The organism is Xanthomonas sp. BRIP62411 (assembly GCF_003993525.1).
GTDB classification, from domain to species: Bacteria; Pseudomonadota; Gammaproteobacteria; order Xanthomonadales; family Xanthomonadaceae; genus Xanthomonas; species Xanthomonas euroxanthea.
The window spans coordinates 76,706-100,902 of record NZ_QEZI01000013.1; the positions used below are offsets into that span (position 1 = coordinate 76,706).

Sequence of the window (24,197 nt, forward strand, 5' to 3'; positions counted from 1 at the left end):
AGCCATGAGCCATGAGCCATGAGCCATGAGCCAACAATCAATCAATCAATCAACCAATCAACCAATCAACCAATCAACCAATCAACCAATCAACCAATCAACGACCAAGCAATCAAGGAATCAACGACCAGGCAATCAACGGACTCACTCACTCAGCCGCATGCAGAACTACCTGATCGCCCAACGCCCCACTCAACCCCCCGGGTTGAACGACAGCGTGCGCCGCGTGGTCACCGGTGCGGCCACCGGTTCGAAACGCCAGCGCTTGACCGCATTGAGCGCTTCGCGGTCGAACACGCGCGGTGGGGTGGCGCGCAGCACGCGCGAGGCGGTGATCGAGCCGTCGGTGCCGACGGTGAGTTCCACCAGCACTTCGCCGGAGGTGCCGGCGCGCAGCGCTTCGGGTGGGTAACGCGGTGCCGGGGTGCTGATCGGGCGCAGCGATTGCGCGGCCGGTGCAGCTGCGGTGGCCGCCGGTGCCGGGCGCGGGGCGGCCGGCACCGGCGCCGGGGTCTCGGCCTGACGGCGTGCGGCGGCCTGGCGTTCGGCCTCGGCGGTCTGCTGGCGGGCGGTTTCCTGTTGCGCGGCGATCTGCTGCGCAGCGGCCGCCTCGCGGGTTTGCTGTTCGGCCAGACGCTTCTGCTCGGCGGCCTGCTTGGCCTTGTCCTCGACCAGCTTCTTGGCCTGCTCGGCATCCTGCTCGGAGCGGCTGGCGGCGGTCTTCATGCCGGTTTCCAGGCCACTTTTCAGGCGCGGCAGTGCCGGTGCCTTGGGGTCGACCTTTTCGATCAACGCGATCAGGCGCTGTGCTTCGGGGAATTCTTCGCGGCTGATGCCCTGTTCGGCGGCGATCAGCGTGTACGGCAGCAGGTCGGTCAGCGCGCTGTTGACGGTGGCGTCCTGCGGCTGCTTCTCACGCAAGGCCAGGTAGTACTCCACCGCATTGTCGCCGGCCGGGGCGTACATGCGGTTGTCCTGCAAGGCCTTGGTGGCCGATGCGCGCAACTGGTCGGCAGCCATCGATTGCACTTGCGGCGACACCGCCGTGGCCGGCGTCGGCGCGGTGGCCGGTGCCGCAGGCGTGGCGCCGGTGGCAGGCGCGGTGGTGGCGGCCTTGTCGTCCTGCTTGGAGCAGGCGGCCAGGCCAACCAACAAAATGACCGGCACGATCCGGCGTGCCATACGGCCCTGTGTCAGATCCAACATGCGTCCCCCTTACCCCGATTGCAAAAGATGCTGCGGCGAGGCCGGCCATTGTTCCCGCAATGGACGGCAAAGCGGCAATCTAGCATTGCTGGGGCGGTCTAAGCCAAGGGGGGGCGCCTGCCGGGCGCGAAATTCATCGCGCTCCGGTGGCCAGTGCGGCGTTGGCCGGCAGCCGCGTGGCTGGCTCGGGCAGCGGCGGCGCAGGGCAGTAGCGGTGCAGGAAGTCCGCATGCGCAGGCAGCCGCGCCAATGCGGCATCGACCCGTGTGCGGATGGTTTCCAGGAAATGACGAAGCTCGGCATCGCCCATCAGGTCGGCCACCGGGTGATGCTGCTTCGGCGTGATGCCCTGGCCCAGCATCACCTGCACCCAGGAATTTTCCGCAAACAGCTCGTTGGCCTGGTGGAACACCCGCCCGCTCTGGCGGAACAACTCCACCCGATGACGCAGCGTGTCGGGGATGTCCATCGCCGCGCAATCGCGCCAGAACGGCGTGTCGCGGCGGTCGGTGGCGTGGTAATGCAGGATCACGAAATCGCGGATATGGGTGATTTCGGCGGCGGCCTGGCGGTTGTATTCGGCGATGTCGACATCGTTGATGACCTGCGGAAAGGTCTGCATCAACCGGATGATGCCGCGCTGGATCAGATGGATATTGGTCGATTCCAGCGGCTCCAGAAAGCCGCTGGCCAGCCCCAGCGCCACGCAGTTCTTTTCCCAGACCCGATGCCGCTGATTGGGCGTGAAGCGCAGTGCCCGCGGCTGGCTCAGTGCGCGGCCGCTGAGATTGTGCTGCAGCACCTGCGCGGCGCTGTCCTGGTCCATGTAGCGGCTGGAATACACGATGCCGTTGCCGACCCGGTGCTGCAGCGGAATGCGCCACATCCAGCCCGCCTGATCGGCACGCGAGCGGGTGTAGGGCACCGGCGCGCCGACCGATTCGGTCTGCACCGCCAGCGCGCTGTCGGCGAACAGCCACTGCGACCAGTCGTCGGTGCCCACGCCCAGCGTCTTGCCGATCAGCAGGCCGGCAAAGCCGGTGCAATCCAGGAACAGATCGCCTTCCACCCGCATGCCGTTGTCCAGCGTCAGCGCGGTGAGATAGCCGCTGTGCGCATCGGTCTCCACGCTGCCGATGCGGCCTTCGATGCGCTGCACGCCGAAGCCTTCGCTGAAGCGGCGCAGGAAACGCGCATAGAGTCCGGCATCCAGGTGATAGGCGTAATTCATGCCGCCGTTGGGCAGATGCGCAAAGCGGCCTTCCTGCGCGGCGCGCAGTTCCAGGCAGTAGTCGCCGAAGTCGCGCGCCACGCCACGCTGCCGGCCCTTCAACCAGAAATGCTGGAAGCCGGCACTCCAGTGATCGGTGCCGGTATGGCCGAAGGAATGGATGTAGTGCCGGTCGACATCGCGCCAGTGCTCGAAGCCGATGCCGAGCTTGATGGTGGCCTGGGTGGCGGCCATGAACGCGGCCTCGTCGATCTCCAGCAGGCGGTGGAAGGTGACCAGGCTGGGGATGGTGGCTTCGCCCACGCCCACCGTGCCGATCTCGTCCGATTCCACCAGCACGATCTGCAGGTGCCGGCCCAGCACCTTGGATAACGCGGCGGCGGCCATCCAGCCGGCGGTGCCGCCACCGGCGATGACGACGCGGCGCACCGGGCGCTGTTGTGGATCTGCAGGCGTGGTGTCGGTCATGGCATCAGATCCTCAGCGATTCAGGCGTTGCAGCAAGCGCGCGCGCAGGCTGCGGGCACGGGCCTCGTCCATCGGCGCCAGCACGCCGCGCGCAGACTCCGGCACGTGTGCGGCGGTGTCCGCGTCGGCATCGAACACGTAATGGTCGAACACGTCCTGCCAGATGGCGCGTTGCTCCGCTGGCAGGTCGCGCATGGTGAGCAGCGCCAGCATCAGCGCGTTCATCGGCGAATCCATGTAGGCCGGGCTCTGCCGCCACCAGAAATTCACCAGCACGTTGAACGGCGTCAGCGCCTGGACGTGATGCCACCACATGCTGGGAATGAACAGTGCATCGCCCGGTTCCAGCTCGGCCACCAGCGCGTGTTCCAGCGCCTGCGCATAGCGTGGAAAGCGCTGCAGGTCCGGCGCGGCGATATCGACCAGGCTGACCGGCTGCCCGGCCGGGGTGAGATCGAGCGGGCCGATATACAGGTTGGCCAGTTGCTGCGGCGGAAACAGGGTAAAGCGGCGCCGCCCGGCGACCACGCAGGCCAGGTTGTCGGGCAGGTCCTGGTGGGCGGCGATGCGGGTGCGGTTGCCGATCCAGATGCTGGCCAGCGGCTGCGCCTGCGGCAGGGCGATCGGGTTGTGCGCGCGCAGGCCGGGCAGGTAGGTGTCCAGCGTGGTGGAGCCGACATAGATCGCCGGTGGCTGTGGGTTGTGCAGATCGCGCAGCAAGGTCTCCAGCACCACGTTCAATGGCACCCGTTCGGGGCGGAAATTGAAGCCACTCATGTCCGCGTTGTAGAAGAAGCGCCCATCGATCTCCGGCGGGCCGACCTGCGCCACCACCGCCTCGCCGCGATCGAAACCGCGCAGGTAGGCGGCCGCCACCTGCGCAGAGCTCGCGCCGGCCTGCGCCAGCGGCCAGTCGCGCACCAGCCCGCGCAAGACCAGCGGCGTGGTGGAGCGCAGCATGGCCGGATCCAGCTGCTGCGGGTCCAGCCCGTGTCGCTCTTCGATGGCGCGCGGCTCAGCCAGCATGGCGGCGCTGCAGGCGGTCGAGCAGGTGGCGGAACTGCGCGATCGAGGCCACCGCCATGTACAGCGGTTCCAGATCGCCATGCCGGTGCAGATCGAGCAGTGCGGCATCGTCGAGCGCGCGCAGGCGTTCTTCGTGCACGGCGTAGAGCCCGGTCAGACGGCATTCCAGGCCGTTCTCCAGCGTGGCCTCGAACACGAACGGTTCGAGCAGGTCGTAGCCCAGCAAGCGTGCGACGAACGCCTCGCTCGCGGTCAGGCCATCGTGCAAGGTGCGCAATACCTGGCTGATGTGGTCGAGAAATTCGGTGGTACCGCCATGTTCGCGAAACAGCACCTCGCCTTCGCTGCGGCTGATGCGCGGGCTGTCCAGGTCCACGTGCACCATCGGTCCGTCCGCCTGCTCGCCGATCAGAAACGGTTGCCGCTGGATCGCCAGCGGCACGTACGGCGCATCCCAGCGCGTACCGTCCAGGAACAGGTTCTCGCCCAGGCGCAGGCCCAGCAACGCCAGCGGCTGAAAACTGCGCTCGCCGCTGCGATGGAACACGATCGGGTATTGCGCCTGGAGTTGGCGGAATTCCTGCGGAAAGGTCGCAGCCGACATCACGTCATCGCCGAAGGCGGCGCCGTGCGCGGTGATCACGCGCAGATCGCGGTGATCGAGGTTGTTCAACAACACGGCATTGGTCATGGGGGGCAGGCAGATCACGCGGGGCGCGTGGCCCATGCTTGGACAGTTCCCCTCCGCGTGGCAAGTGCCGGATGCAGCAACTGCGGCCAGCGCGCGGAAAGGCGGTGCGGGTGTCCCGGCAGGCGCGCTGCCGGGACGCTCGGTACCTCACTCAGATCACCAGAACTTGTAGCGCACGCCCAGCATGTAGCGCGGGCCGGTCTGGGTGGCGTAGATGATCTGGTTCGGGTGACGGCCGTGCTGGCGCTGCACCTCGTCGGTGAGGTTGATCGCCTCCAGGCTCAGCGACAGGTTCTCGGTCCACTGGTAGCCGATGCTCAGATCCAGCTGGCCATAGGCTTCGGTGTAGACCGGGTTGGGCTGGCCGCTGCCGTCGAAGCGTGCGGCCAGGAACTCGTCGCGCCAGTTGTAGGCCGCACGCACCTGCCACTTGTCCCGATCGTAGAAGCCGACCACGTTGGCCGAATCGCTCAGCCCTTCCAGCGCGAACTGCTCGCCGATCACGTAGTTGTCGTAGGTCAGGCCGGAGTCGACCATGGTGTAGTTGGCCGACACGCCAAAGCCGCTGTCGCCGAACATGTGCTGCAGGTTGAATTCCCAGCCGTCCAGCGAGGCCGAGCGCTGGTTGGCCGGCGCAGTGATGGCGAAGTTGGCCACCGGGTCGCCCGGCTGCCCGCTGATCACACCGGTGGCATTGCCATTGGAATCGTCCGTCCCGCGCACCACACCCGGCGCACCGCCGCGGTTGCGGAAGATGTAGTTGCGGATGCAGGTCAGGTCCGCCGAGGCGCAGCCGTTGCCCAGCGCTTCGTTCCAGTACGCACCGCCCACCGGCGTGTTCAGGCCCAGCGAGGCATCGTTGCGCGTGGTCACGCCGATGTAGTTGTCGATGTTCTTGCGGAAGAAGCCCACCGAGGCGTAGCTGGCATCGCTGTAGTACCACTCCAGCGACAGGTCGATGTTGTGCGAGAGCAGCGGCTTGAGGCCGGGATTGCCTTCCTGGCCGGTGCCGCCTTCCAGGCGCGCGATCTGGTTGAGCGTCTGCCCGCCCTGGATATCGCCCCAGCCGGGCCGGCCGATGGTTTCGCCGTAGCTGCCGCGCAGCACCAGATCCTCGGTGAGCTTGAAGCTCAGGTCCAGGCTGGGCAGCCAGTACTCGTACTTGCCGCTGCCGCTGGCGAATGCCGAGTCGGCCAGGCGGATCGGCAACTCGTTGTTGGCGACCCAGTCGATGCCCACCGCCACCGGCACCAGCGCCTGTGCGTCCACCTTGGTTTCTTCGTAACGCACACCGGCGGCCAGGCTGATCGGCACGCGCAGATCGTCCCAGCTGTTGTTCCACTGCAAATAGGCATTCTTGGATTTTTCGGTCACGCGGCGGTCGGTGGTGAACACCGGCGAGGTGCGGTACAGCGCGTCGTCGCCGGCCACCTGCGCGGCGGCCTGGCGGGCGCGTTCGAAGTCGAACAGGAACAGTTGATCGAACTGCGCCGGGTTGCCGCTGCCATCGATCGCATCGAAATACTGCGCGAACGAGCTTGGAATCCACAGATCGTCCGGATAATCGGCCGCGGTGCCGGCACCGCCCCAGGTGTCGCGCTGCACGTTGGAAAATGCCGAGCGGTTCTTGACCTCGGTGCTGCCGATGCCGAACTTCAACTGCGAATAGTTTTCGAAGGTGAAGTCGCCGTTGACCTGCGCCTGGTCGATCTCCGACTTCATGTAGCTGTTGCGGAACGCCGAGCCGGTGACCAGCGTGCGCGACGGATCCAGCCCGGTCAGGCCGAAGCCCAACTGCTGCTGCAACACCGGGAAATCCTTGCTGAAATCCACCACCGAGGTGCCGCGGTAAAAGCCGGACACGCCCAGCGAATTGCTGGAACCGAACGGGCTGTCCGCACCGGCTTCGGCGGTGGAGCGGTGGATGTCGAAGTTGAGCTTGAACTGATCATTGACCGCCCAATCCACGTTGAAGCCCAGCGACTTGTTCTGGTTGCGCGTGGCCGCATTGGAGCCGGCGGTGGCCAGATCGCTGGTGGCCGGATTGACGATTTCCGAGTAGCTCACCGGTCCTGCCACCGGGCCGTTGGTCCAGGCGCTGGCCGACGGCCCGTAGTTGAACCACACCGACATCTCGTTGCGCTGCTGCTGGATCTTGTTTTCCGAATAGGTGTAATCCAGCGTGGTGGTGATGTTGTCCAGCGGCTTGTACTGCAGTACCAGCTGGCCGTTGGTGCGCTGGCGCTCCACGCCGACCACGCGGTAGTTGAGGTTCTGCGGCACCGAATAGATATCGTTGGGGCCGGGGCGGTTGACGATGTTCTCCGAGCCGGGCGCGCCCGGCTGCGGGATGGTGCCGTAGGCGGTGGCATCGCCGCGGAACGAACGCCAGCCGTTGGGCACGCCGACCTGGCTATAGCCGAAGTCGCGCTCCTGATAGCTGCCGCTCAGCGACACGCCGAAGCGTCCATCGGCCGAGGTATTGCTGAAGATGCCGGAGATTTCCGGGGTCAGCGAATCGCCCTGCAGGCGTCCGGGCAGGTTCTCGTTGGAGCTGTCGTGCACGCCCTTGAGGCCGACGTTGGCATGCAGGCCCGGGTTGTCCAGCGGCCGGCTGGTCTTGATGTTGATGGTCGCACCGATGCCGCCGGTGGGCGTGCTGGCGCGGCTGGTCTTGAACACCTCGATACCGGAGATCGACTCCGACGCCAGGTTGGCGAAGTCGAACGCACGCGAGTTGGAGGCGTTGGACTCCTCGATGCTGGCGCCCGGCATCTGCCGGCCGTTCAGCAGCACCAGGTTGAAGTCCGGGCCGACGCCGCGCACGGTGACGCGCGAGCCTTCGCCCAGCGAGCGGTCGATCGACACGCCGCTGATGCGTTGCAGCGATTCGGCCAGATTGGTATCGGGGAACTTGCCGATGTCCTCGGCCACGATGCCGTCGACGATGCCCTGCGCATCGCGCTTGACGTTCATCGACGAGGTGAGGCTGCCGCGGATACCGGTGACCTGCACCGCATCGAGCGTGGCCGGATCGGCCTGGCTTGCGCCCGGAACGGTGGACGCGGACTGCGGCGGCGGTGCGGTCTGCGCGGCCAGCGGCGTCGACAAGGCAAACAGCAGGGCAGACGTCAGACGCCGCGTGCGCGGCAGGGTGCGTGGCTCTCTCACAATGATTCTTCCCCAAGTGAAGATAAGCCGGCCCCAGGCGGGACAGGCGAAGGTCGATGAAACAGTCGTGCATTTGTGAGCGCAGCCTTAACCAAGTCAACTTGCACTGCAGCATCGGCCGCGAGCAATCGCGTCACACATCGTTCCAGTCAGCACCACGGCGAGCGCACGCGCAGGTCGCGGGCTTGGTCGTACCATCGGTTGTCGAGGCGCGCGGCTGCGTGCCACCCCCTGCCGAACTGGAGCGCACGATGATCGACCTGTACTACTGGCCCACCCCCAACGGCCACAAGGTCACCTTGTTCCTGGAAGAAGCCGGGCTGGACTACACGCTCAAGCCGGTCAACATCGGCAAGGGCGAGCAGTTCGAGCCGGCCTTCCTGCAGATTTCGCCCAACAACAAGATGCCGGCGATCGTCGACCACGCACCGGCCGACGGCGGTCCCGCACAGAGCGTGTTCGAATCCGGCGCCATCCTGCTGTACCTGGCCGAGAAGACCAGCCGCTTCCTGCCGCGCGATGCGCGTGGCCGCATCGCCGCGCTGGAATGGTTGTTCTGGCAGATGGGCGGGCTGGGGCCGATGAGCGGCCAGATGGGCCATTTCAACGTCTATGCGCCGGAAAAGATTCCCTACGCGATCGAGCGCTACAACACCGAAGTACGTCGCCTGCATGGCGTGCTCGACAAGCGCCTGGCCGCCTCCGCGTTCCTGGCCGGCCCCGAGTACGGCATCGCCGACATGGCCAGCTATCCGTGGATCGAGGTCTACGCCGACATCCGCCCCGATTACGCCGACTTCCCGCATCTCAAGCGCTGGCACGACGCCATCTCCGCGCGTCCGGCCACCCAGCGCGCCTATGCGCTCAAAGAACAGGTCAACCCCAACGCCGGCAAGCCACTGGGCGAGGAAGAACGCAAGCACCTGTTCGGCAAGCGCTGAAGCAAAGCGGCGGGCGCGGCTGCGTAACAGCCCATGCGGCGATAGCGGCGACTGGTGCAATTGCGCAGCAATAACAGCAGGCAGCAACGGCAAGCAGCATCAGGAGTTAGCAGCGGCATGCGCGTGCATCAACTGCGTGCGACACACCCGGTGCCTTGAGCCCCTCTCCCCCCCGGGAGAGGGGTTGGGGGTGAGGGTACGCAAGTGGAGCCAGACCCACCGCCCCCCGGAACCTGCGCAGCGCGCCACCTGCGACCATCGGGCCATCGCACCTGTGCCGCGCAAGGCAGGGCGAGGACGACTCCAGAACCACGCTGCCGCACATGCGCGCAACCAGGCACAGCCCGTCATCGCACACACGCGCCATCGCCGCGCTTCTCAAACACCTTACGCGCCCGCATCCTGTGTGCTATCTCAAGACAGGATCTTCGATGCGCGCCCTGTTCGCCGCCCTTGCCCTCATGCTCAGCACGCTCCCCACCGCCCACGCCGAAAAAATCACCCTCGATGCCATCACCGGCCCGTTGCCGTTGTCCGGCCCGACGCTGATGAAACCCAAGGTCGCCCCCGACGGCTCGCGCGTGAGCTTCCTGCGCGGCAAGGACAGCGACCGCAATCAACTGGATCTGTGGGAGTACGACATCGCCAGCGGCCAGACCCGCCTGCTGGTTGACTCCAAGCTCGTGTTGCCTGGCACCGAGACGCTCAGCGATGTGGAAAAGGCCCGCCGTGAGCGCCAACGCATCGCTGCCTTCGCCGGCATCGTCGATTACCAATGGGCGCCGGACGCGCACGCGTTGCTGTTTCCGCTCGGCGGCGAGCTGTATCTGTACGACCTGCGCAAGACCGGCAGCGCCGCAGTGCGCCAGCTCACCCACGGCGAAGGCTTCGCCACCGATGCCAAGCTCTCGCCCAAGGGCGGCTTCGTCAGTTTCGTGCGCGCGCGCAACCTGTGGGTGATCGACCTGGCCAGCGGCAAACAGCTGCAACTGACCCGCGACGGCAGCGAGACCATCGGCAATGGCGTGGCCGAGTTCGTCGCCGACGAGGAAATGGATCGCCACACCGGCTACTGGTGGGCGCCGGACGATTCGGCGATTGCCTTCGCGCGCATCGACGAATCGGCTGTGCCGATCCAGAAGCGCCCGGAGGTCTACGCCGACCACACCGAGGTGATCGACCAGCGCTATCCGCAGGCAGGCCAGCCCAATGTGGCCGTGCAGCTCGGCGTGATCGCCCCGCGTGCTGCAGCCAAGCCACAGTGGATCGACCTGGGCAAGAACCCGGACATCTACCTGGCGCGGGTGGACTGGCGCGATGCGCAGCGGCTGACCTTCCAGCGCCAGTCGCGCGACCAGAAAACCCTTGCGTTGATCGAAACCACGCTGGCCAGCGGCAAGCAGCGCGTGCTGGTCACCGAGACCTCGCCGACCTGGGTGCCGCTCCACAACGATCTGCGCTTTCTCAAGGACGGCCGCTTTGTCTGGAACTCCGAGCGCAGCGGCTACGCGCATCTGTATGTGGCATCGGAAGACGGGCGCACGCTCACCCCGCTGACCTCCGGCGACTGGGTGGTCGATGCGTTGCTCGCCGTCGACGAGCACGCCGGCACGGTGTATTTCTCCGCCAGCAAGGAATCGCCGACCCAGACCCACATCTATGCGGTGCCGCTGGCCGGCGGTACGATCGAAAAACGTTCGATGCCCCGCGGCACGCACGCGGCCAGTTTCGCCGGCAATGCCAGCGTGTATGTCGATAGCTGGTCCAACACCACCACGCCGCCGCAGATCGAGCTGTTCCGCGCCAATGGCGAAAAAATCGCCACGCTGCTGAAGAACGACCTGGCCGATCCGCAGCACCCTTACGCCAGATACCGCGACGCGCAGCGCCCGGTGGAATTCGGCACGCTCACCGCTGCCGACGGCACCACGCCGCTGCAGTATCGCCTGATCAAGCCGGACAACTTCGACCCGGCCAGGCGCTATCCGGTGATGGTGTACGTGTATGGCGGCCCTGCCGCGCAGACCGTGCTCGATGCCTGGCCGAGCCGTGGCGATGCGCTGTTCGACCAGTACCTCGCCCAGCGCGGCTATGTGGTGTTCTCGCTGGACAACCGCGGCACGCCGCGGCGTGGCCGCGCCTTCGGTGGTGCGCTGTACGGCAGGCAGGGCACAGTCGAAGTGGACGATCAGCTGCAGGGTGTGGCCTGGCTCAAGGCGCAGCGCTGGGTCGATCCGGCCCGCATCGGCGTGCAGGGCTGGTCCAACGGCGGCTACATGTCGCTGATGCTGCTGGCCAGGCACAGCGAGGCCTATGCCTGTGGCGTGGCCGGCGCACCGGTCACCGATTGGGGGCTGTACGACACCCACTACACCGAGCGTTACATGGACCTGCCGGCCAGCAACGCCGACGGTTACCGCGGCGCGCGCATCGCCACCCATCTGGGTGGCCTGCGCGCCAGGCTGCTGCTGATCCACGGCATGGCCGACGACAACGTGCTGTTCACCAACTCCACCGCGCTGATGAGCGCGTTGCAGGCGCGCGGCACCGCCTTCGAATTGATGACCTATCCCGGTGCCAAGCATGGGTTGTCCGGCAGCACCGCCTTGCATCGCTACAAGACCGCGGAGGCCTTCATCCAGCGCTGCCTGATGCCCTGAGCGGCCGGCGGCCGGCTGCAGGGGACGCGGCCACTGCAGTGGTACAGCGGCCGCCGCCGCGGCCCCGCGGCGATGTTGGCCGCGCCGTGGTGTTGCTCACCGCCGAGGTCATCTGCAGTCGTGTGCCAAGACCTGGTCTGCAAGGACGTTGTCATGTCATCGCTGCCGCCGGTTCCGGCTGCAGCGCCTGGCAAGCCGCAATCGCCAACGTCTGCAGCCTGGTAACGGGTCCGCAAGCGCCGCCGCACTCCTGCGACCATGACCTAAGGCGCATTGCCGCAGCCGCTGCGGATGGGTAGGGTCGCGCTACTCAACTTGCGGATCCACCCCATGAAACCACTTGTTCTCGCCGTTGCGCTGGCGCTCGGTGCTTCGCTGCCATTGCAGGCACAGACCGGTCAGCCCGGGCAGGCCCAGCCTGCCACGCCGGCCTGGGTGCAGACCAGCAACGGCCACGCGCAGATCCTGCTGAACGCGCAGGCGCCGTTCCAGCCCGAATACGCCAGCTTCTTCGGCGTGCCCGGCTACGACGACCAGGTCATCGACCTGGGGCCGAACAACGCCGCGCGCTACCGCGATGCGATGAGCAAGGCGCGCACCGCGTTGCAGGCCAAGCTGGCGACCGAGCGCGACGTCAACGTGCGCCAGGACCTGCAGATCATGATCGCGGCGGCCGAACAGAACATCGAAGGCAGCCAGCTCAACGAGCGCTACCTGCTGCCGTGGAGCGACGCGCCGCAGCTGGTCTTCAGCGGCCTCAATGGATTGCTGTCCGACCAGACCGTGCCCGAGCGCCGCGCCAAGGCGCTGGATCGCCTCAAGCGTTACGTGGGCCTGGTGCCGGGCACGACGCCGACCACCACGCTGGCCCGCCAGCGCTACGAGGAACAGCTTGGCAACAAGGCCCTGCTGCAGCCGACCGAGCGCGAAGTGGAGCAGGCGTTGGCCAACGTGGACACCTACGTCGCCGGCATCGGCGAGTTGTTCGCCAAGTACAAGATCGCCGGCGCCGACGAAGCGCTCAAGGCGATGTCCACCCAGTTGAAGGAGTACGCCACCTGGACCCGCACCACGGTGCTGCCGAAAGCGCGCAAGGACACCCGCCTGCCCGAGCCGCTGTATGCCTTCCAGCTCAAGCAGGTCGGCATCGACATCGCCCCGCAGCAGCTGATCCAGCGCGCGCAGCTGGAATTCATGGAAACCCGCTCGGCGATGCGTCAGCTGGCGCCGCTGGTGGCCAAGGCCAAGGGCGTGCAGGGCAGCGATTACGTGCAGGTGATCCGTGCGCTCAAGGGCAACAAGATCGCCGACGACCAGCTGGAAACCCACTATCGCGGCGTGATCGACCAGATCGACCCGATCATCCGCCAGCAGCGCATCGTCGATGTGCCCAACCGCCCGATGCAGATGCGCCTGGGCAGCGCGGCCGAAAGCGCCGCGCAACCGGCACCGCACTTCCTGCCGGCCCCGCTGATCGGCAATACCGGCCAGCAGGGCCAGTTCGTGCTGCCGCTGGGCAACCCGACCGCCGATGGCGCCAAGAAGGAGCAGTACGACGACTTCAACTTCGGCTCGGCCGCCTGGACGCTCAGCGCACACGAAGGCCGCCCCGGCCATGAGCTGCAGTTCACCGCCATGGTCGAACGCGGCGTGTCGCTGGCGCGCAGCCTGTTCGCGTTCAACTCGGTCAACGTCGAAGGCTGGGCGCTGTATGCCGAAGCCGAAATGGTCCCGTACGAACCGCTCGACGGCCAGCTGATCGCCCTGCAGTTTCGCCTGCTGCGCGCCGCCCGCGCCATGCTCGACCCGATGCTCAACCTCGGCCTGATCGACCGCGAACGCGCACGCCAGGTGCTCGAGGACGATGTCGGCCTCTCGCCGGCCATGACCCGCCAGGAACTGGACCGCTACACCGTCCGCGCCCCCGGCCAGGCCGGCAGCTACTTCTACGGCTACACCCGCATCCTGGAACTGCGCATGCGCACCGAACTGGTCCTGGGCAAGAAGTTCGACCGCCTGGCCTTCAACAACTTCCTGCTCGACCAGGGCCTGCTGCCGCCGGACCAGTTGGCCAAGGCGGTGGAGACGCAGTTCATCCCTGCGCAGCAGGGCAAGCGCTAAGCAATTCAGACGGCGTAACGCAGCAGGGCACGATGGAGCTTGAATCGGCCAACTATCGCGCCCTGTTGCAGCACTGCCTTCGCAAATGCTTTCGAATCGTTGAGGCTCGCCTCAGCGCATTGGAGGCGACACCTCTGGCGCCGCGCGCTGCTGCGCCCCGGCCGGCACCCAGATCGCCATGCCGGCCGCGCGCTTCTGGGTGGTCGGGATGCCGATGCCCAGGCCGCCGCCGACGCGGCCGCCGTAGCTGCCGCCGCCCACCGACAGGCCGCCGCCGGAGCGTTCCGAACCCACGCCGACGATGACCACGCCATTGGCGCCGAGCTTGGCGGCTTCGCGCTTAAGGCGCTGCACGGCCGCATCGGTCTGGCCCTGGGTGCCGAAGCCGGCGGCGCTGGTGGATTCGAGCTGGGCGATCTCCACCGAGCCGACCGGTGCATTGGAGTACACCTGCACCTGCGCCGGGTCGATCGGTGCGCGCGCCTGGCCCAGCATCACCCTGGAACTGCTGGCGCAACCGGCCAGGAGCATGGCGAGCGCAGCGGCAATGACGACATGCTTGTTCATGATGCGGCCCCTGTTGACGACAGTGATGACGATGATCCGGCGCCCGGACTGAATCGCGCCGGACTTCGCCGCACCCTAGCCGTGCCCACGTGAGGCTACCGCCAAGTCGCCATTGGTCAGGGTGACCATCTGCCCACGGCGTCTTGGCGGCCGCGGGGCTAAGCTGAGGCCATTCTTCAAGATGTCGAGGTGATACGTGGGATTGATCAGCCTGCTGTGGGGCATCGTGGCGCTGCTGTGGATGGTGCTGGCCTTCATCCCGTTGCTGGGCTGGGGCAACTGGTTCCTGATCCCGTTTGCGGCGGTGGGCGCGCTGATTGCGGCGATCGCGCTGCTGTTCACCTCGGCCGGCAATCGCGGGCGTGCCAAGACCGGTCTGCTGCTCAACGGCCTGGTGATCGTGGTCGGGGTGATCCGCCTGAGCCTGGGCGGCGGCGTGATCTAGCGCGCGGTGGCGTCCAAGCAGGTCGCGCGAGCCGGAAGCGCCTTGCACCGGCTGGCGATGAAGAAGGTCGCCGCGTGACACCGCCGCCATCCGGACGCGGTCCCTAAGGGGCGAGCCGACCGTGTGCCCCGGCGAATCACGCTGGCATGAATCGCGGCGCGCTCCTGTCCGTTGCAGCGCTGCGACACTGCGTCGCAGCGCGGCCGACAGCGGATGGCGGGCGTAAACTTGCCGGCTGCCGACAGGAGCCCACGATGGCCCATCCCCATTACCGTCCCCGCCGCATGCGCCACGATGCGTTTTCGCGGCGCCTGATGCGCGAAAACACGCTGACCACCGACGACCTGATCTGGCCGGTGTTCGTGCATGAATTGTCCGGCCGTGCGCCGATCGCCTCGATGCCGGGCGTGGAGCGTCTGTCGCTGGACGACTTGCTGCGCGAAGCCGAAGCGGCCCTGGAACTGGGCATTCCGGTGATCGACCTGTTCCCGGTGATCGACCCGGCCGGCAAGAGCCTGGACGCGGCCGAAGCCTGGAATCCGGACGGCCTTGCACAGCGTGCGGTACGCGCGCTGAAAGCGCGCTTTCCCGAACTCGGCATCATGACCGACGTGGCGCTGGACCCGTACACCACGCACGGCCAGGACGGCCTCATCGACGCCAAGGGCTATGTGCTCAACGAGATCACCGTCGAGGCGCTGGTCAGACAATCGCTGTCGCACGCCGAAGCCGGTGTGGACATCATCTCGCCCTCGGACATGATGGATGGCCGCATCGGTGCGATCCGTCGTGCGCTGGATGCGCAGGACCATCTCAACGTGCGCATCATGGCCTACTCGGCCAAGTACGCCTCGGCGTTCTACGGTCCGTTCCGCGATGCGGTCGGTAGCGCCGGCAATCTCGGCAAGGCCGACAAGACCACCTATCAGATGGATCCGGCCAACAGCGACGAGGCGATGCGCGAGATCGCGCTGGACCTGGAAGAGGGCGCCGACATGGTGATGGTCAAGCCGGGCATGCCGTATCTGGATGTGGTGCGGCGGGTGAAGCAGGAATTCCGCGTGCCCACCTTCGCCTATCAGGTCAGCGGCGAGTACGCGATGCTCAAGGCGGCGGCCGCCAATGGCTGGCTGGACGAACGTCGTTGCGTGCTGGAAGCGCTGATGGCGTTCAAGCGCGCCGGTGCCGATGGCGTGCTGACCTATTTTGCCCCCCAGGTGGCACGTTGGTTGCGGGAAGGCTGAGTGCGGTGATGCGGTGGCGTGCAGGCAAGGAATCGCTGCTTGCAGGTCTGGCTTGATGCGATGAAGACGCACTGACTCCGCAGGCCGCGGTCTTCCGCGGCCTGGGCTTCGTGCAGAGCGCAGCAGGCGCCTGGATGAGTGAGGGTCGTGCTGTGCAGCCAGCCTTGACCACGGTGATTGCAGAGGACCGGCAGATACCGGCAATGCGGCAATGATCGGGTGATCCCCATCGCCGCATCGCGTTGCGTCAGTGGCGTGAATCCCGAAAATCCGCAGCCAAACTGCGATAACGATTCTCATCTACAATAGCGGGCCCCACTGTTTCAGGCTGTTCGCGCGTGCTCAAGACCGTCCTGTTCCAACTGCACTGGCTGCTCGGCATCACGGCCGGGCTGGTGCTGTCGGTAATGGGGCTGACCGGCGCGTTGATGTCCTTCGAGAACGAGATCGTGCGGTTAGCCAACCCGGCGATCGCACAGCTGGCGCAGCGGCATGCGGCAGGCGAGCGGCCATTGCCGGTGGATGCGCTGCTGCGTCGGCTCGACCTGGATCAACGGCAGGCAGTCACGCGCATGCTGATCGATCCGACCGGCAAGCGTCCGTCCACCGCACGCCTGGCCGGCAAGGGGGGCGGCCGGGTGTATTTCGACCCGTATACCGGCGACAAGGTCGCCGCTCCGCGGTTGAGCGGCGCGTTTGCCTTCATCGAGGATCTGCATCGCCACCTGGCCGCCGGCAAGCGCGGCCAGGCAGTGACCGGTGCAAGTACCCTGATCCTGTTGTTCTTCTGCGCTTCCGGCCTGTATCTGCGTTGGCCGCGACGCTGGTGGAGCCTGCGTACCTGGTGGGCGGTGGAATGGCGACGGCAGGGGCGCAGTTTTCTGTGGAGCCTGCACGCGGTGTTCGGCACCTGGTGCCTGCTGGTGTATCTGCTGGTGGCGCTGACCGGGCTGACCTGGTCCTACCCCTGGTACCGCGACGGCATGGTGGCCCTACTCGGCACCGAGCCGGCGATGCGCGGCGACGGGCGCGATCATCGCCCGGCCACGGTGAATTTCGCGGCCGTGCAGCGCACCCTGGATGCCATCCCGGCCACGCACAGCACGGCATTGGACCTGCGCATCCCGCCGCGTGCGGGTCAACCGCTGAGCGTGCGCTTCCTGCCCGACCATCCCGACCACGACCGCGCCTACGACAATCTGGAAATCGAGCCGGGCAGCGGTGCGTTGCTGCGTCGCCAGGACTATGCGCTGCTGCCGCGTGGCCAGCAGTTGCTGGTCAGCATGTTCCCGCTGCATTCGGGCAGTTTCTTCGGGCTGCCGGGCCGCATCGTGGTGATGCTGGCCAGTGTCGGCATGTCGGTGTTCTTCGTGACCGGCTGGATGCTGTATCTGGATCGCCGCCGCAAGAAGCGCGCGCTGCGTGCCGCGCGCGAGGTCCTGCACGGTGCGCCGGCGGCCTCGCAAGCCGAGCCCTGGTTGATCGGGTTCGCCAGCCAGAGCGGGTTTGCCGAACGGCTGGCCTGGCAGGCGGCCGGGCATCTGCAGGCCGCCGGTCTGCCGGTGCAGGTGCGCTCGCTGGCACAGCTCGGCGCGCAGCATCTGCAGGGCACCCGGCATGCCTTGTTCGTGGTCAGCACCTTTGGCGATGGCGAGCCGCCCGATACCGCGCGCAGCTTCGAGCGCGAGCTGTTGCGCCAGCGCATGACGCTGTCGCAGCTGACCTATGCCGTGCTGGCCCTGGGCGACCGCCAGTACGCGCAGTTCTGCGGGTTTTCGCGGCGCATCGAGCAGTGGCTGCAGGCGCAGGGCGCGCAGCCGCTGTTTCCGGCGGTGGAGATGGACAACACCGATCCGCAGGCCCTGGCGCAATGGCATGCGCAATTGGCGCAGATTGCCGGCGCGCCGGTGGCGGCCGTGCCGCTGGCGCGCCCGACCCTGCTGCAGTGGACGTTGGCGACGCGCACGCATCTGAACCCGGGCAGCGAGGGCGCCCCGATCTGGCAGATCGATCTGCTGCCACCATCCGGCACGCAGTGGCAGGCCGGCGACATTCTCGAAGTGCAGCCGGCGCATGCCTACACCCACGTCCGCGCGTGCCTGGCCGCCTGGGGGCTGCCGCCCGACGCGCTGGTGCATGTCGATGCGCAGCTGCTGCCGCTGCAGCAGGCCGTCGCCGAGCGCGTGCTGCCGGAGCCGCCCACGCGCCCGCCAACGCCGCATCCGGATCCACAGACCTGGCTGGATGCCTGCGCCTGGCTGCCGACCCGCGACTACTCGCTGGCCAGCGTGCCGGCCGACGGCGTGGCGAGTGCGGTGGTGCGCCTGACCACAGCCGCCGACGGCAGCCCCGGCCTGGGCTCGGGCTGGCTGATCTGCCACGCACCAATCGGGATGCAGATACGCGCGCGGCTGCGCACCAATCCCGGTTTCCATCGCGTCGAACAGGCGCCGATGGTGTTGATCGGCAACGGCACCGGTATCGCCGGCTTGCGCGCCCTGCTGCGCGAGGCCGAGCTGGCCGGCGTGCACGGGCACTGGCTGCTGTTCGGCGAACGGCAGGCCGCGCACGATGCTCTGTTCGCCGACGAACTGCAGGCCTGGCAGGCGCGTGGTCACCTGCAGCAGCTCGATCAGGTGTTCTCGCGCGACCAGGCGCACAAGCGCTACGTGCAGCATCACTTGCGCGAAGCCGGCGACACCTTGCGCCACTGGATCGACCGCGGTGCCGTGATCCATGTCTGCGGCAGCCTGGACAGCATGGCGCGTGAGGTCGATGCCGCGCTGCGCGAACTGCTGGGCGAGACGCGGCTGGAGTCGCTGACCGCGGCGGGGCGTTACCGGCGCGATGTCTATTGAGCGAGGTCATGACCGCTGCATTGCGGCGTTGGAGTGCCGACAAACCATAGCGAGCGCGCGTCAATCAGGTGCGAACGGCGTGGAGGAATCGCAGTGCAGCCGGAGAGTTAATCGGCCGCTTCTGTCGGATGCAGTCAAAAGCCTGGCTAATCGAGTGCGTGGTGCCCTCACCCCTTGCGGGACACGCCGTAAACCCGTCCCTGGGGGCTCGGTGGCGGCATCCACGCCGCCACACGGTCCGGAACCGGCGAGGACACCGCACCAGCGAGTTGGTCGGCGCTCATCTCAAAGGTTGTCTGTCGTGCGGCGTGCATCAGACATGGAGCCGATGCTTCGATGATCGAACAAGGCGCATTCAGCACCGCTCTTACCATGCACACCGGCCATCTCGACTGGTCCTTGCCCGCCCGCCGTCGCGGGACCTTACGCGGCATGGATGCCGCGTAAGAGTCTCCATGGATGGATTCACGGCGTGTCCCGCGATGGTGGGCGGGCAAGGGCCCCTCGGCAAAGCCGCAGCTCAGCAGCCGAGCAGCTCAGCTGCCCTGCAGCCAGGTCTCAGATCAACAGCCGGGCAGTGAAAACGCACCGGGCGAGACGTTCTATCGCTGATCAGCCGCCCTGCACCAAGGGCCCGGATCAGCACCTCGCCATAGACCGACGCGACATAGTCTGGCTGGCCGCTCCTTGCCTGAATCTGCACATCCAGCCACCTCAACGGCAGCTCGTATCTCCCTCCGCCGCCGGTGCCTTCATCCGGTAGATGTCCAGCTGCCCCGCACGCGGTGCGCGCGCGCTGCCGGTCACCAGCAACTCGCCCGGCTTGGCCGTGTCCACCACCGCACCGAAGGTGCGTTCCTGCGGCCCGTTGAACGACAGCGGCAGCGCATGGCCCACGGTGTAATGGCCGTTGTTGCAGGTCGCCAGCACCAACTGGCTGGGGCCGTCCCGTTGACCGCGTGCCCATACCAGCCCCCGTCCATCGCCGAGCCAGGCCGCATCCAGCTCGTCGGCAGCGCTGTTGATGTCGCTCAACGGCACCGGCGCCGCAAAGGCCTGCCCGTCCCAGCGCGCCACGAACAGGTCCATGCCGCCGGCGCCGCCGTGGCCGTCGCTGGCGAACAACAGACGCGTGCCGTCCAGCGACAGCGTCGGGGAACGCTCGTTGCCGCGGCTGTTGATCGGCGCGCCCAGCGATTGCACCGCGCCGACCCGGCCCTGCGCATCCACCGGCGCGCGATACAGGTCCGCGCCGCCGGTACCGCCGGGCCGGCTGGAGGCAAATAGCAGCCAGCGGCCATCGGCACTGAACAGCGGGGAGGTCTCGTCCTGCGCGGTGTTGATCGGCAGCACTTCGGCGTTCTGCCAACGCCCGCCGCTCAACCGGGCCTGCCACAGATCCCAGCCGCCGGTACCGCCAGCGCGGTCGCTGGCCCAGACGATGCGTTGCCCGTCCGGACTCAGCGAGGCGCGCGCCTCGTTGGCCGGCGTGGAGACCACACCCATGCCTTCGATGCCGAATTCGGCAAGCCCCGAAGCGGCCGGGACGCAGAGTAAACTTGCCGCCAGCGCGAGCAGCGTCCATCGAAGTTGCATGCGGTGTTCCTGTCTCAAGTCGCGCACAGTCTAGTCAACCAGAGAGCGTTTCATGCCCGTATCCCGTTATGCCGTGTTCGGTCACCCCGTCGCCCATTCGCTGTCGCCGGCCATCCACGCCGACTTCGGGAAGCAGACCGGCATCGCGCTGGACTACACCGCCATCGACGCAGCGCCGGAAGCATTCGCTGCCGCGCTGGAGCGCTTCGCCGACGAAGGCGGCAAGGGTGCAAACGTGACCCTGCCGCTGAAGGAGGCTGCCTGTGCGTTGTCGGCCAGCCTGAGCGAGCGTGCGCGTCTGGCCGGTGCGGTCAATACGCTGGTGCGCAACGACGGCCGCTGGGAGGGCGACAACACCGATGGCGCCGGCCTGGTGCGCGATCTCACCGACCGCCACGGGCTGGATCTGCGCGGTCGCCGTGTGCTGCTGCTGGGCGCCGGCGGTGCCGCGCGCGGCGTGGCGCCGGCGCTGCTGGAAGCGGGCATCACCGAAATGGTGGTGGTGAACCGCTCGCCCGAGCGCGCCGATGCCTTGTGCGATGCGCTTGGCGAACCGGGGCGGGTGGTCTCGCGCTACATCGAAGACCTGCGCGACCTGGGCGACTTCGAACTGATCGTCAATGCCACCGCAGCCGGGCGTGATCGCGACGCCGGTGCGTTCGCCATGCCGCTGGGTCTGGTTAACAGCCTCACCGCAGCGGTCGATCTCAACTACGGCGCCACCGCTATCGCCTTCCTGGCCTGGGCACGTGCGGCGCAATGCCGCTACGCCGTCGATGGCCTGGGCATGCTGGTGGAGCAGGCCGCCGAGAGTTTCGCGCTGTGGCATGGCGTGCGCCCGGACACCGACCCGGTGTACGCCGCGCTGCGCGCGCGCGAGGCCCTCCTGGTCAGTGCCGACTGAGGTGGGCAGCGTCACCGCCACCGATATCCTGCTGACCCTGGTCACCAGCCTGCTGTCGCGCGTGCCGATGCTGATCGCGCTGCTGCTCGGGCTGGTTCTGCTGTGGCGTGCCTCGCAAAGCCCGTTGCGGCGTGCCGGGCTGGGCGCGCTCTGGCTGCTGTTGGGCTGCCTGTTTGCCGAGGTTGCCTTCCAGGCGATTCCGATGCTGCTGCTGCAGCAAGGCAATGTGCGTCAGATCAGCACGGTGGTCAGCATCGCCCACTTCGTGCTGATGGCGGTGCAAGGCGTGGGCATCGGCGTGCTGGTGTGGACGCTGGCAGGCAGCCTGCAACGGATGCCGCCCGCCACCGGCCCGCGCCCATGATTCCGCTCAAAGCCATCGCGCTGGTGGTGGTCGGGCTGGTCAGCGCCGGGCAGGGCGGGTGGACGCTGCTGCATCCGCAGGCGTTGGCCGCGGTCAATCGCGGCGGCCTGCTGTACGAACGCTTCGGGCCCACTGGCGTGGGCGCCGGCATGTTGCTGATGGGCATCGCAATGGTGGTCATCGGACTGGTCTGGGCGCGCCATGCATGGCCGCGGCGGCCGCAAGGCCGCTGACAATGTGAAGCGACGCTGCCTGCTCGTTGCAGGTGGCGCAGGGTGGTTCGGTCGGCATCCATTGCGCGACCCTTCGGGTCAGGACTTGCGGCCAGTGCCTGCCGGCGCTGATCGGATCCGAGGCATGCGGTGGCCGTGCAGCGTGCGCACCCGGGAACAGGGCGGCGGCGGCGCCCTGCGCCAGCAAACACGTTCAGCCGAGCGCCGTGCCGGTCGCAGGCGCTGCGCCGGTCCGTGCGAAAATAGCCGGATGAATGAAGTTGCCCCACCGGCCGCGCCGTCGGCGCCCGTTCCCACCCAGCGTGTTCTGACCGACCCGATCAAGGCCGGCATCCGCGAGGCTTACGCCAAGCTGCAGGCCAACACGCCCGGCTTTGCCACGCGGCGGGCGCAGAGCCAGATGATCGGCCTGGTCTCGCGCGCGCTGGCCACCTCCGGTGGCATCGGCATTGCCGAGGCGCCTACCGGCGTCGGCAAGAGCCTGGGCTATCTCACCGCCGGCGTGCCGATCGCGCTGGCCACCAAGAAAAAGCTGGTCATCAGCACCGGCACCGTGGCGCTGCAATCGCAGCTGGTGGAGCGCGACATCCCGGCCTTCCTCAAGGCCACCGGCCTGGAAGCCACGGTTGCGCTGGCCAAGGGCCGCACCCGCTACCTGTGCACGCGCAACGCCGCCGAGCTGCAGGGCGAAACCAGCCAGGAAGGCATGTTCGACGACGAGCAGGTACTCTACGACCGCCCGCTCAGCCCGGCCGACGCCGATCTGGCCAAGCGCCTGGCCAAGGCCTACGCCGAGCGCAGCTGGAACGGCGATCTGGACGATGCGCCCGAACAGGTCTCGGTACCGCTGCGGCTGCGCATCACCACGCCGGCCTCCGGCTGTGCCGGCCGCCGCTGCAGCTACGCCGCGCAATGCCCAGTGCTGAAGGCGCGCACCGACGTGCGCGAAGCGCAGATCGTGGTCACCAACCATGCACTGCTGCTGTCGTCGCTGTCGCTGGGCGATGCCGAGAATGGCCAGCCCTTGATCGCCCCGCCCGCCGACATGCTGCTGGTGCTCGACGAAGGCCACCACATCGCCGGCGTGGCGATCGACCAGGGCGCGGCCAACCTGCCATTGGACGAGATGGCCAAGCGCACCGGCCGGTTGCAGATCCTCATCGCCGCCGCCTACCGCGCCGTGGACAAGGACAAGCTCGGCAACCTGCTGCCCAACGAGGCCATCGAGGTGGCCGCGCGCGTGTCCAAGCTGCTCAAGGCCTTCCATGCCGAGGTCGAACGCGTGTGGAAGCCCGAGCCCGGCGAGCGCGATCCCCTGTGGCGTGCGGCCAATGGCAAGCTGCCGCCGCAGTGGGGCCCGGCCATCGAAGAACTTGGCGAAGAAACCCGCGCGCTGTTCAACTGGGTGCATGCCGCACACAGTGCGATCGCCAAGGGCAAGCAGGACGATGCGGCGCGCGAACGCCTGCAGCGCAGCCTCGGCCTGGCCCTGGAGATGGCCGAGCAGCAACACAATCTGTGGAGCGGCTGGCGGCGCGAGGACAAGGAAGGCCAGCCGCCGATGGCGCGCTGGATCACCCTGTCGCGCGACGGCGATCTGATCTGCCATTGCTCGCCGGTGTCGGCCGCGCAGGTGCTGCGCACGATGATCTGGAACGAAGTGGATTCGGTGGTGATGACCTCGGCCACCTTGACCGGTGGCGGCGATTTCCAATCGTTTGCCATCGACAACGGCCTGCCCGATCACGCCGAGATGGCCTCGTTGGCCTCACCGTTCGACCTGCCCAACCAGGCCGAGTTGATCGTGCCCAATTTCCCGGTCACCCCCGACGACCGCGAAGGCCACCCGAAGGAAGTCGCACGTTACCTGGTGCGCGAACTCGACTGGACGTCCAAGGGCAGCATCGTGCTGTTCACCTCGCGCTGGAAGATGGAAAAGGTCGCCGACCTGATGCCGCTGGCGCAGCGCAACCGCGTACTGGTACAGGGCGAGGGCAACAAGTCGCAACTGATCACCGAACACCTGCGCCGCATCGCCGCCGGCGAGGGCTCGGTGCTGTTTGGCCTGAACTCCTTCGGCGAAGGCCTGGACCTGCCCGGCGATGCCTGCACCACCGTGGTCATCACCCAGGTACCGTTCGCAGTGCCGACCGACCCGCAGACCTCGACCTTGAGCGAATGGCTGGAAAGCCGCGGCCACAATGCCTTCAACCTGATCGCCATCCCGCACGCGCTGCGCACGCTCACGCAGTTCGCGGGCCGCTTGATCCGCAGCTCCAGCGACCACGGCCGCGTGATCATCCTCGACTCGCGCCTGCTGACACGTCGCTATGGCAAACGCATCATCGACGCGCTGCCGCCGTTCAAGCGGGTGATCGGCTAGTCCAGGGCAGCCATTTCTTTTTGCTCTAGAGAGATTCCTGGGCGCGGCATATGGTTATGCGATGCAAGGCGCTTGACAGGACTCAATT

General features: G+C 67.2%; 17 protein-coding genes. 10 read left to right on the forward strand and 7 right to left on the reverse strand.

Going from position 1 to position 24,197, the window contains the following annotated elements:
• Positions 1-192: 192 nt before the first annotated feature.
• The 5 genes from EO139_RS11615 to EO139_RS11635 form a co-directional block, all read right to left on the reverse strand.
• Positions 193-1,206, reverse strand: coding sequence for an energy transducer TonB (locus tag EO139_RS11615; protein WP_126970724.1), 1,014 nt, complete (start codon positions 1,204-1,206; stop codon positions 193-195).
• 133 nt (positions 1,207-1,339) lie between these two features.
• Entirely contained in the window at positions 1,340-2,905 is a 1,566-nt protein-coding gene (locus EO139_RS11620) for a tryptophan halogenase family protein (RefSeq protein ID WP_126970726.1), read from the reverse strand.
• Positions 2,906-2,917: 12 nt separating this feature from the next.
• On the reverse strand, positions 2,918-3,931 hold the full coding sequence (locus tag EO139_RS11625) for a cupin-like domain-containing protein (RefSeq protein WP_104649920.1): 1,014 nt from the start codon (positions 3,929-3,931) through the stop codon (positions 2,918-2,920).
• Positions 3,921-4,622, reverse strand: a complete 702-nt coding sequence (locus tag EO139_RS11630; protein ID WP_164739821.1) for a SapC family protein — start codon at positions 4,620-4,622, stop codon at positions 3,921-3,923. The genes EO139_RS11625 and EO139_RS11630 overlap by 11 nt, the downstream gene beginning before the upstream one ends.
• A gap of 156 nt (positions 4,623-4,778) precedes the next feature.
• Entirely contained in the window at positions 4,779-7,793 is a 3,015-nt protein-coding gene (locus tag EO139_RS11635) for a TonB-dependent receptor (RefSeq protein ID WP_104584196.1), read from the reverse strand.
• A 251-nt stretch (positions 7,794-8,044) separates the two neighbouring features.
• Between EO139_RS11635 and EO139_RS11640 the strand changes: the two genes are divergently transcribed.
• The 3 genes from EO139_RS11640 to EO139_RS11650 all read left to right on the forward strand — a co-directional run bounded on the left by EO139_RS11640 (position 8,045) and on the right by EO139_RS11650 (position 13,515).
• Complete coding sequence (locus EO139_RS11640) at positions 8,045-8,734, forward strand: glutathione binding-like protein (RefSeq protein WP_126970728.1); 690 nt, start codon at positions 8,045-8,047, stop codon at positions 8,732-8,734.
• Between the two features lie 431 nt (positions 8,735-9,165).
• Positions 9,166-11,394, forward strand: a complete 2,229-nt coding sequence (locus EO139_RS11645; RefSeq protein ID WP_164739822.1) for a S9 family peptidase — start codon at positions 9,166-9,168, stop codon at positions 11,392-11,394.
• A 330-nt stretch (positions 11,395-11,724) separates the two neighbouring features.
• Entirely contained in the window at positions 11,725-13,515 is a 1,791-nt protein-coding gene (locus EO139_RS11650; protein WP_164739823.1) for a DUF885 domain-containing protein, read from the forward strand.
• Between the two features lie 111 nt (positions 13,516-13,626).
• On the opposite strand, the gene EO139_RS11655 is transcribed toward EO139_RS11650, so the two are convergent.
• Positions 13,627-14,082, reverse strand: a complete 456-nt coding sequence (locus tag EO139_RS11655) for a hypothetical protein (RefSeq protein WP_115678026.1) — start codon at positions 14,080-14,082, stop codon at positions 13,627-13,629.
• Between the two features lie 202 nt (positions 14,083-14,284).
• Between EO139_RS11655 and EO139_RS11660 the strand changes: the two genes are divergently transcribed.
• The 3 genes from EO139_RS11660 (at position 14,285) to EO139_RS11670 (ending at position 18,629) form a co-directional block, all read left to right on the forward strand.
• Positions 14,285-14,527 (forward strand): hypothetical protein, encoded by a 243-nt coding sequence (locus EO139_RS11660; RefSeq protein WP_005989387.1) that lies wholly within the window; start codon positions 14,285-14,287, stop codon positions 14,525-14,527.
• A gap of 254 nt (positions 14,528-14,781) precedes the next feature.
• Complete coding sequence (gene hemB, locus EO139_RS11665; protein WP_104584204.1) at positions 14,782-15,771, forward strand: porphobilinogen synthase; 990 nt, start codon at positions 14,782-14,784, stop codon at positions 15,769-15,771.
• A 338-nt stretch (positions 15,772-16,109) separates the two neighbouring features.
• Positions 16,110-18,629, forward strand: a complete 2,520-nt coding sequence (locus tag EO139_RS11670; RefSeq protein ID WP_126970734.1) for a sulfite reductase flavoprotein subunit alpha — start codon at positions 16,110-16,112, stop codon at positions 18,627-18,629.
• A 714-nt stretch (positions 18,630-19,343) separates the two neighbouring features.
• Here EO139_RS11670 and EO139_RS11680 read toward each other — a convergent pair.
• Positions 19,344-20,225 carry a PD40 domain-containing protein gene (locus EO139_RS11680; protein ID WP_126970736.1) on the reverse strand — a complete coding sequence of 294 codons (882 nt, stop codon included), beginning with the start codon at positions 20,223-20,225 and terminating at the stop codon, positions 19,344-19,346.
• Positions 20,226-20,277: 52 nt separating this feature from the next.
• Between EO139_RS11680 and aroE the strand changes: the two genes are divergently transcribed.
• The 4 genes from aroE to dinG all read left to right on the forward strand — a co-directional run bounded on the left by aroE (position 20,278) and on the right by dinG (position 24,109).
• Positions 20,278-21,129 carry a shikimate dehydrogenase gene (gene aroE / locus EO139_RS11685; protein ID WP_104584212.1) on the forward strand — a complete coding sequence of 284 codons (852 nt, stop codon included), beginning with the start codon at positions 20,278-20,280 and terminating at the stop codon, positions 21,127-21,129.
• On the forward strand, positions 21,119-21,493 hold the full coding sequence (locus EO139_RS11690; RefSeq protein WP_181142066.1) for a hypothetical protein: 375 nt from the start codon (positions 21,119-21,121) through the stop codon (positions 21,491-21,493). The genes aroE and EO139_RS11690 overlap by 11 nt, the downstream gene beginning before the upstream one ends.
• Positions 21,490-21,726, forward strand: a complete 237-nt coding sequence (locus EO139_RS11695) for a hypothetical protein (RefSeq protein ID WP_126943053.1) — start codon at positions 21,490-21,492, stop codon at positions 21,724-21,726. Before EO139_RS11690 ends, EO139_RS11695 begins: the two co-directional genes overlap by 4 nt.
• Before the next feature lie 250 nt (positions 21,727-21,976).
• Positions 21,977-24,109 carry an ATP-dependent DNA helicase DinG gene (gene dinG / locus EO139_RS11700; protein WP_115678023.1) on the forward strand — a complete coding sequence of 711 codons (2,133 nt, stop codon included), beginning with the start codon at positions 21,977-21,979 and terminating at the stop codon, positions 24,107-24,109.
• Positions 24,110-24,197: the final 88 nt, after the last annotated feature.

Coding starts and splice junctions, on each gene's coding strand:
- aroE (WP_104584212.1), top strand. CDS start 20,278: ATGCCCGTATCCCGTTATGCCGTGTTCGGTCACCCCGTCGCCCATTCG.
- EO139_RS11640 (WP_126970728.1), top strand. CDS start 8,045: ATGATCGACCTGTACTACTGGCCCACCCCCAACGGCCACAAGGTCACC.
- EO139_RS11680 (WP_126970736.1), bottom strand. CDS start 20,225: ATGCAACTTCGATGGACGCTGCTCGCGCTGGCGGCAAGTTTACTCTGC.
- EO139_RS11645 (WP_164739822.1), top strand. CDS start 9,166: ATGCGCGCCCTGTTCGCCGCCCTTGCCCTCATGCTCAGCACGCTCCCC.
- EO139_RS11650 (WP_164739823.1), top strand. CDS start 11,725: ATGAAACCACTTGTTCTCGCCGTTGCGCTGGCGCTCGGTGCTTCGCTG.
- EO139_RS11655 (WP_115678026.1), bottom strand. CDS start 14,082: ATGAACAAGCATGTCGTCATTGCCGCTGCGCTCGCCATGCTCCTGGCC.
- EO139_RS11630 (WP_164739821.1), bottom strand. CDS start 4,622: ATGACCAATGCCGTGTTGTTGAACAACCTCGATCACCGCGATCTGCGC.
- EO139_RS11620 (WP_126970726.1), bottom strand. CDS start 2,905: ATGACCGACACCACGCCTGCAGATCCACAACAGCGCCCGGTGCGCCGC.
- EO139_RS11625 (WP_104649920.1), bottom strand. CDS start 3,931: ATGCTGGCTGAGCCGCGCGCCATCGAAGAGCGACACGGGCTGGACCCG.
- hemB (WP_104584204.1), top strand. CDS start 14,782: ATGGCCCATCCCCATTACCGTCCCCGCCGCATGCGCCACGATGCGTTT.
- dinG (WP_115678023.1), top strand. CDS start 21,977: ATGAATGAAGTTGCCCCACCGGCCGCGCCGTCGGCGCCCGTTCCCACC.
- EO139_RS11695 (WP_126943053.1), top strand. CDS start 21,490: ATGATTCCGCTCAAAGCCATCGCGCTGGTGGTGGTCGGGCTGGTCAGC.
- EO139_RS11615 (WP_126970724.1), bottom strand. CDS start 1,206: ATGTTGGATCTGACACAGGGCCGTATGGCACGCCGGATCGTGCCGGTC.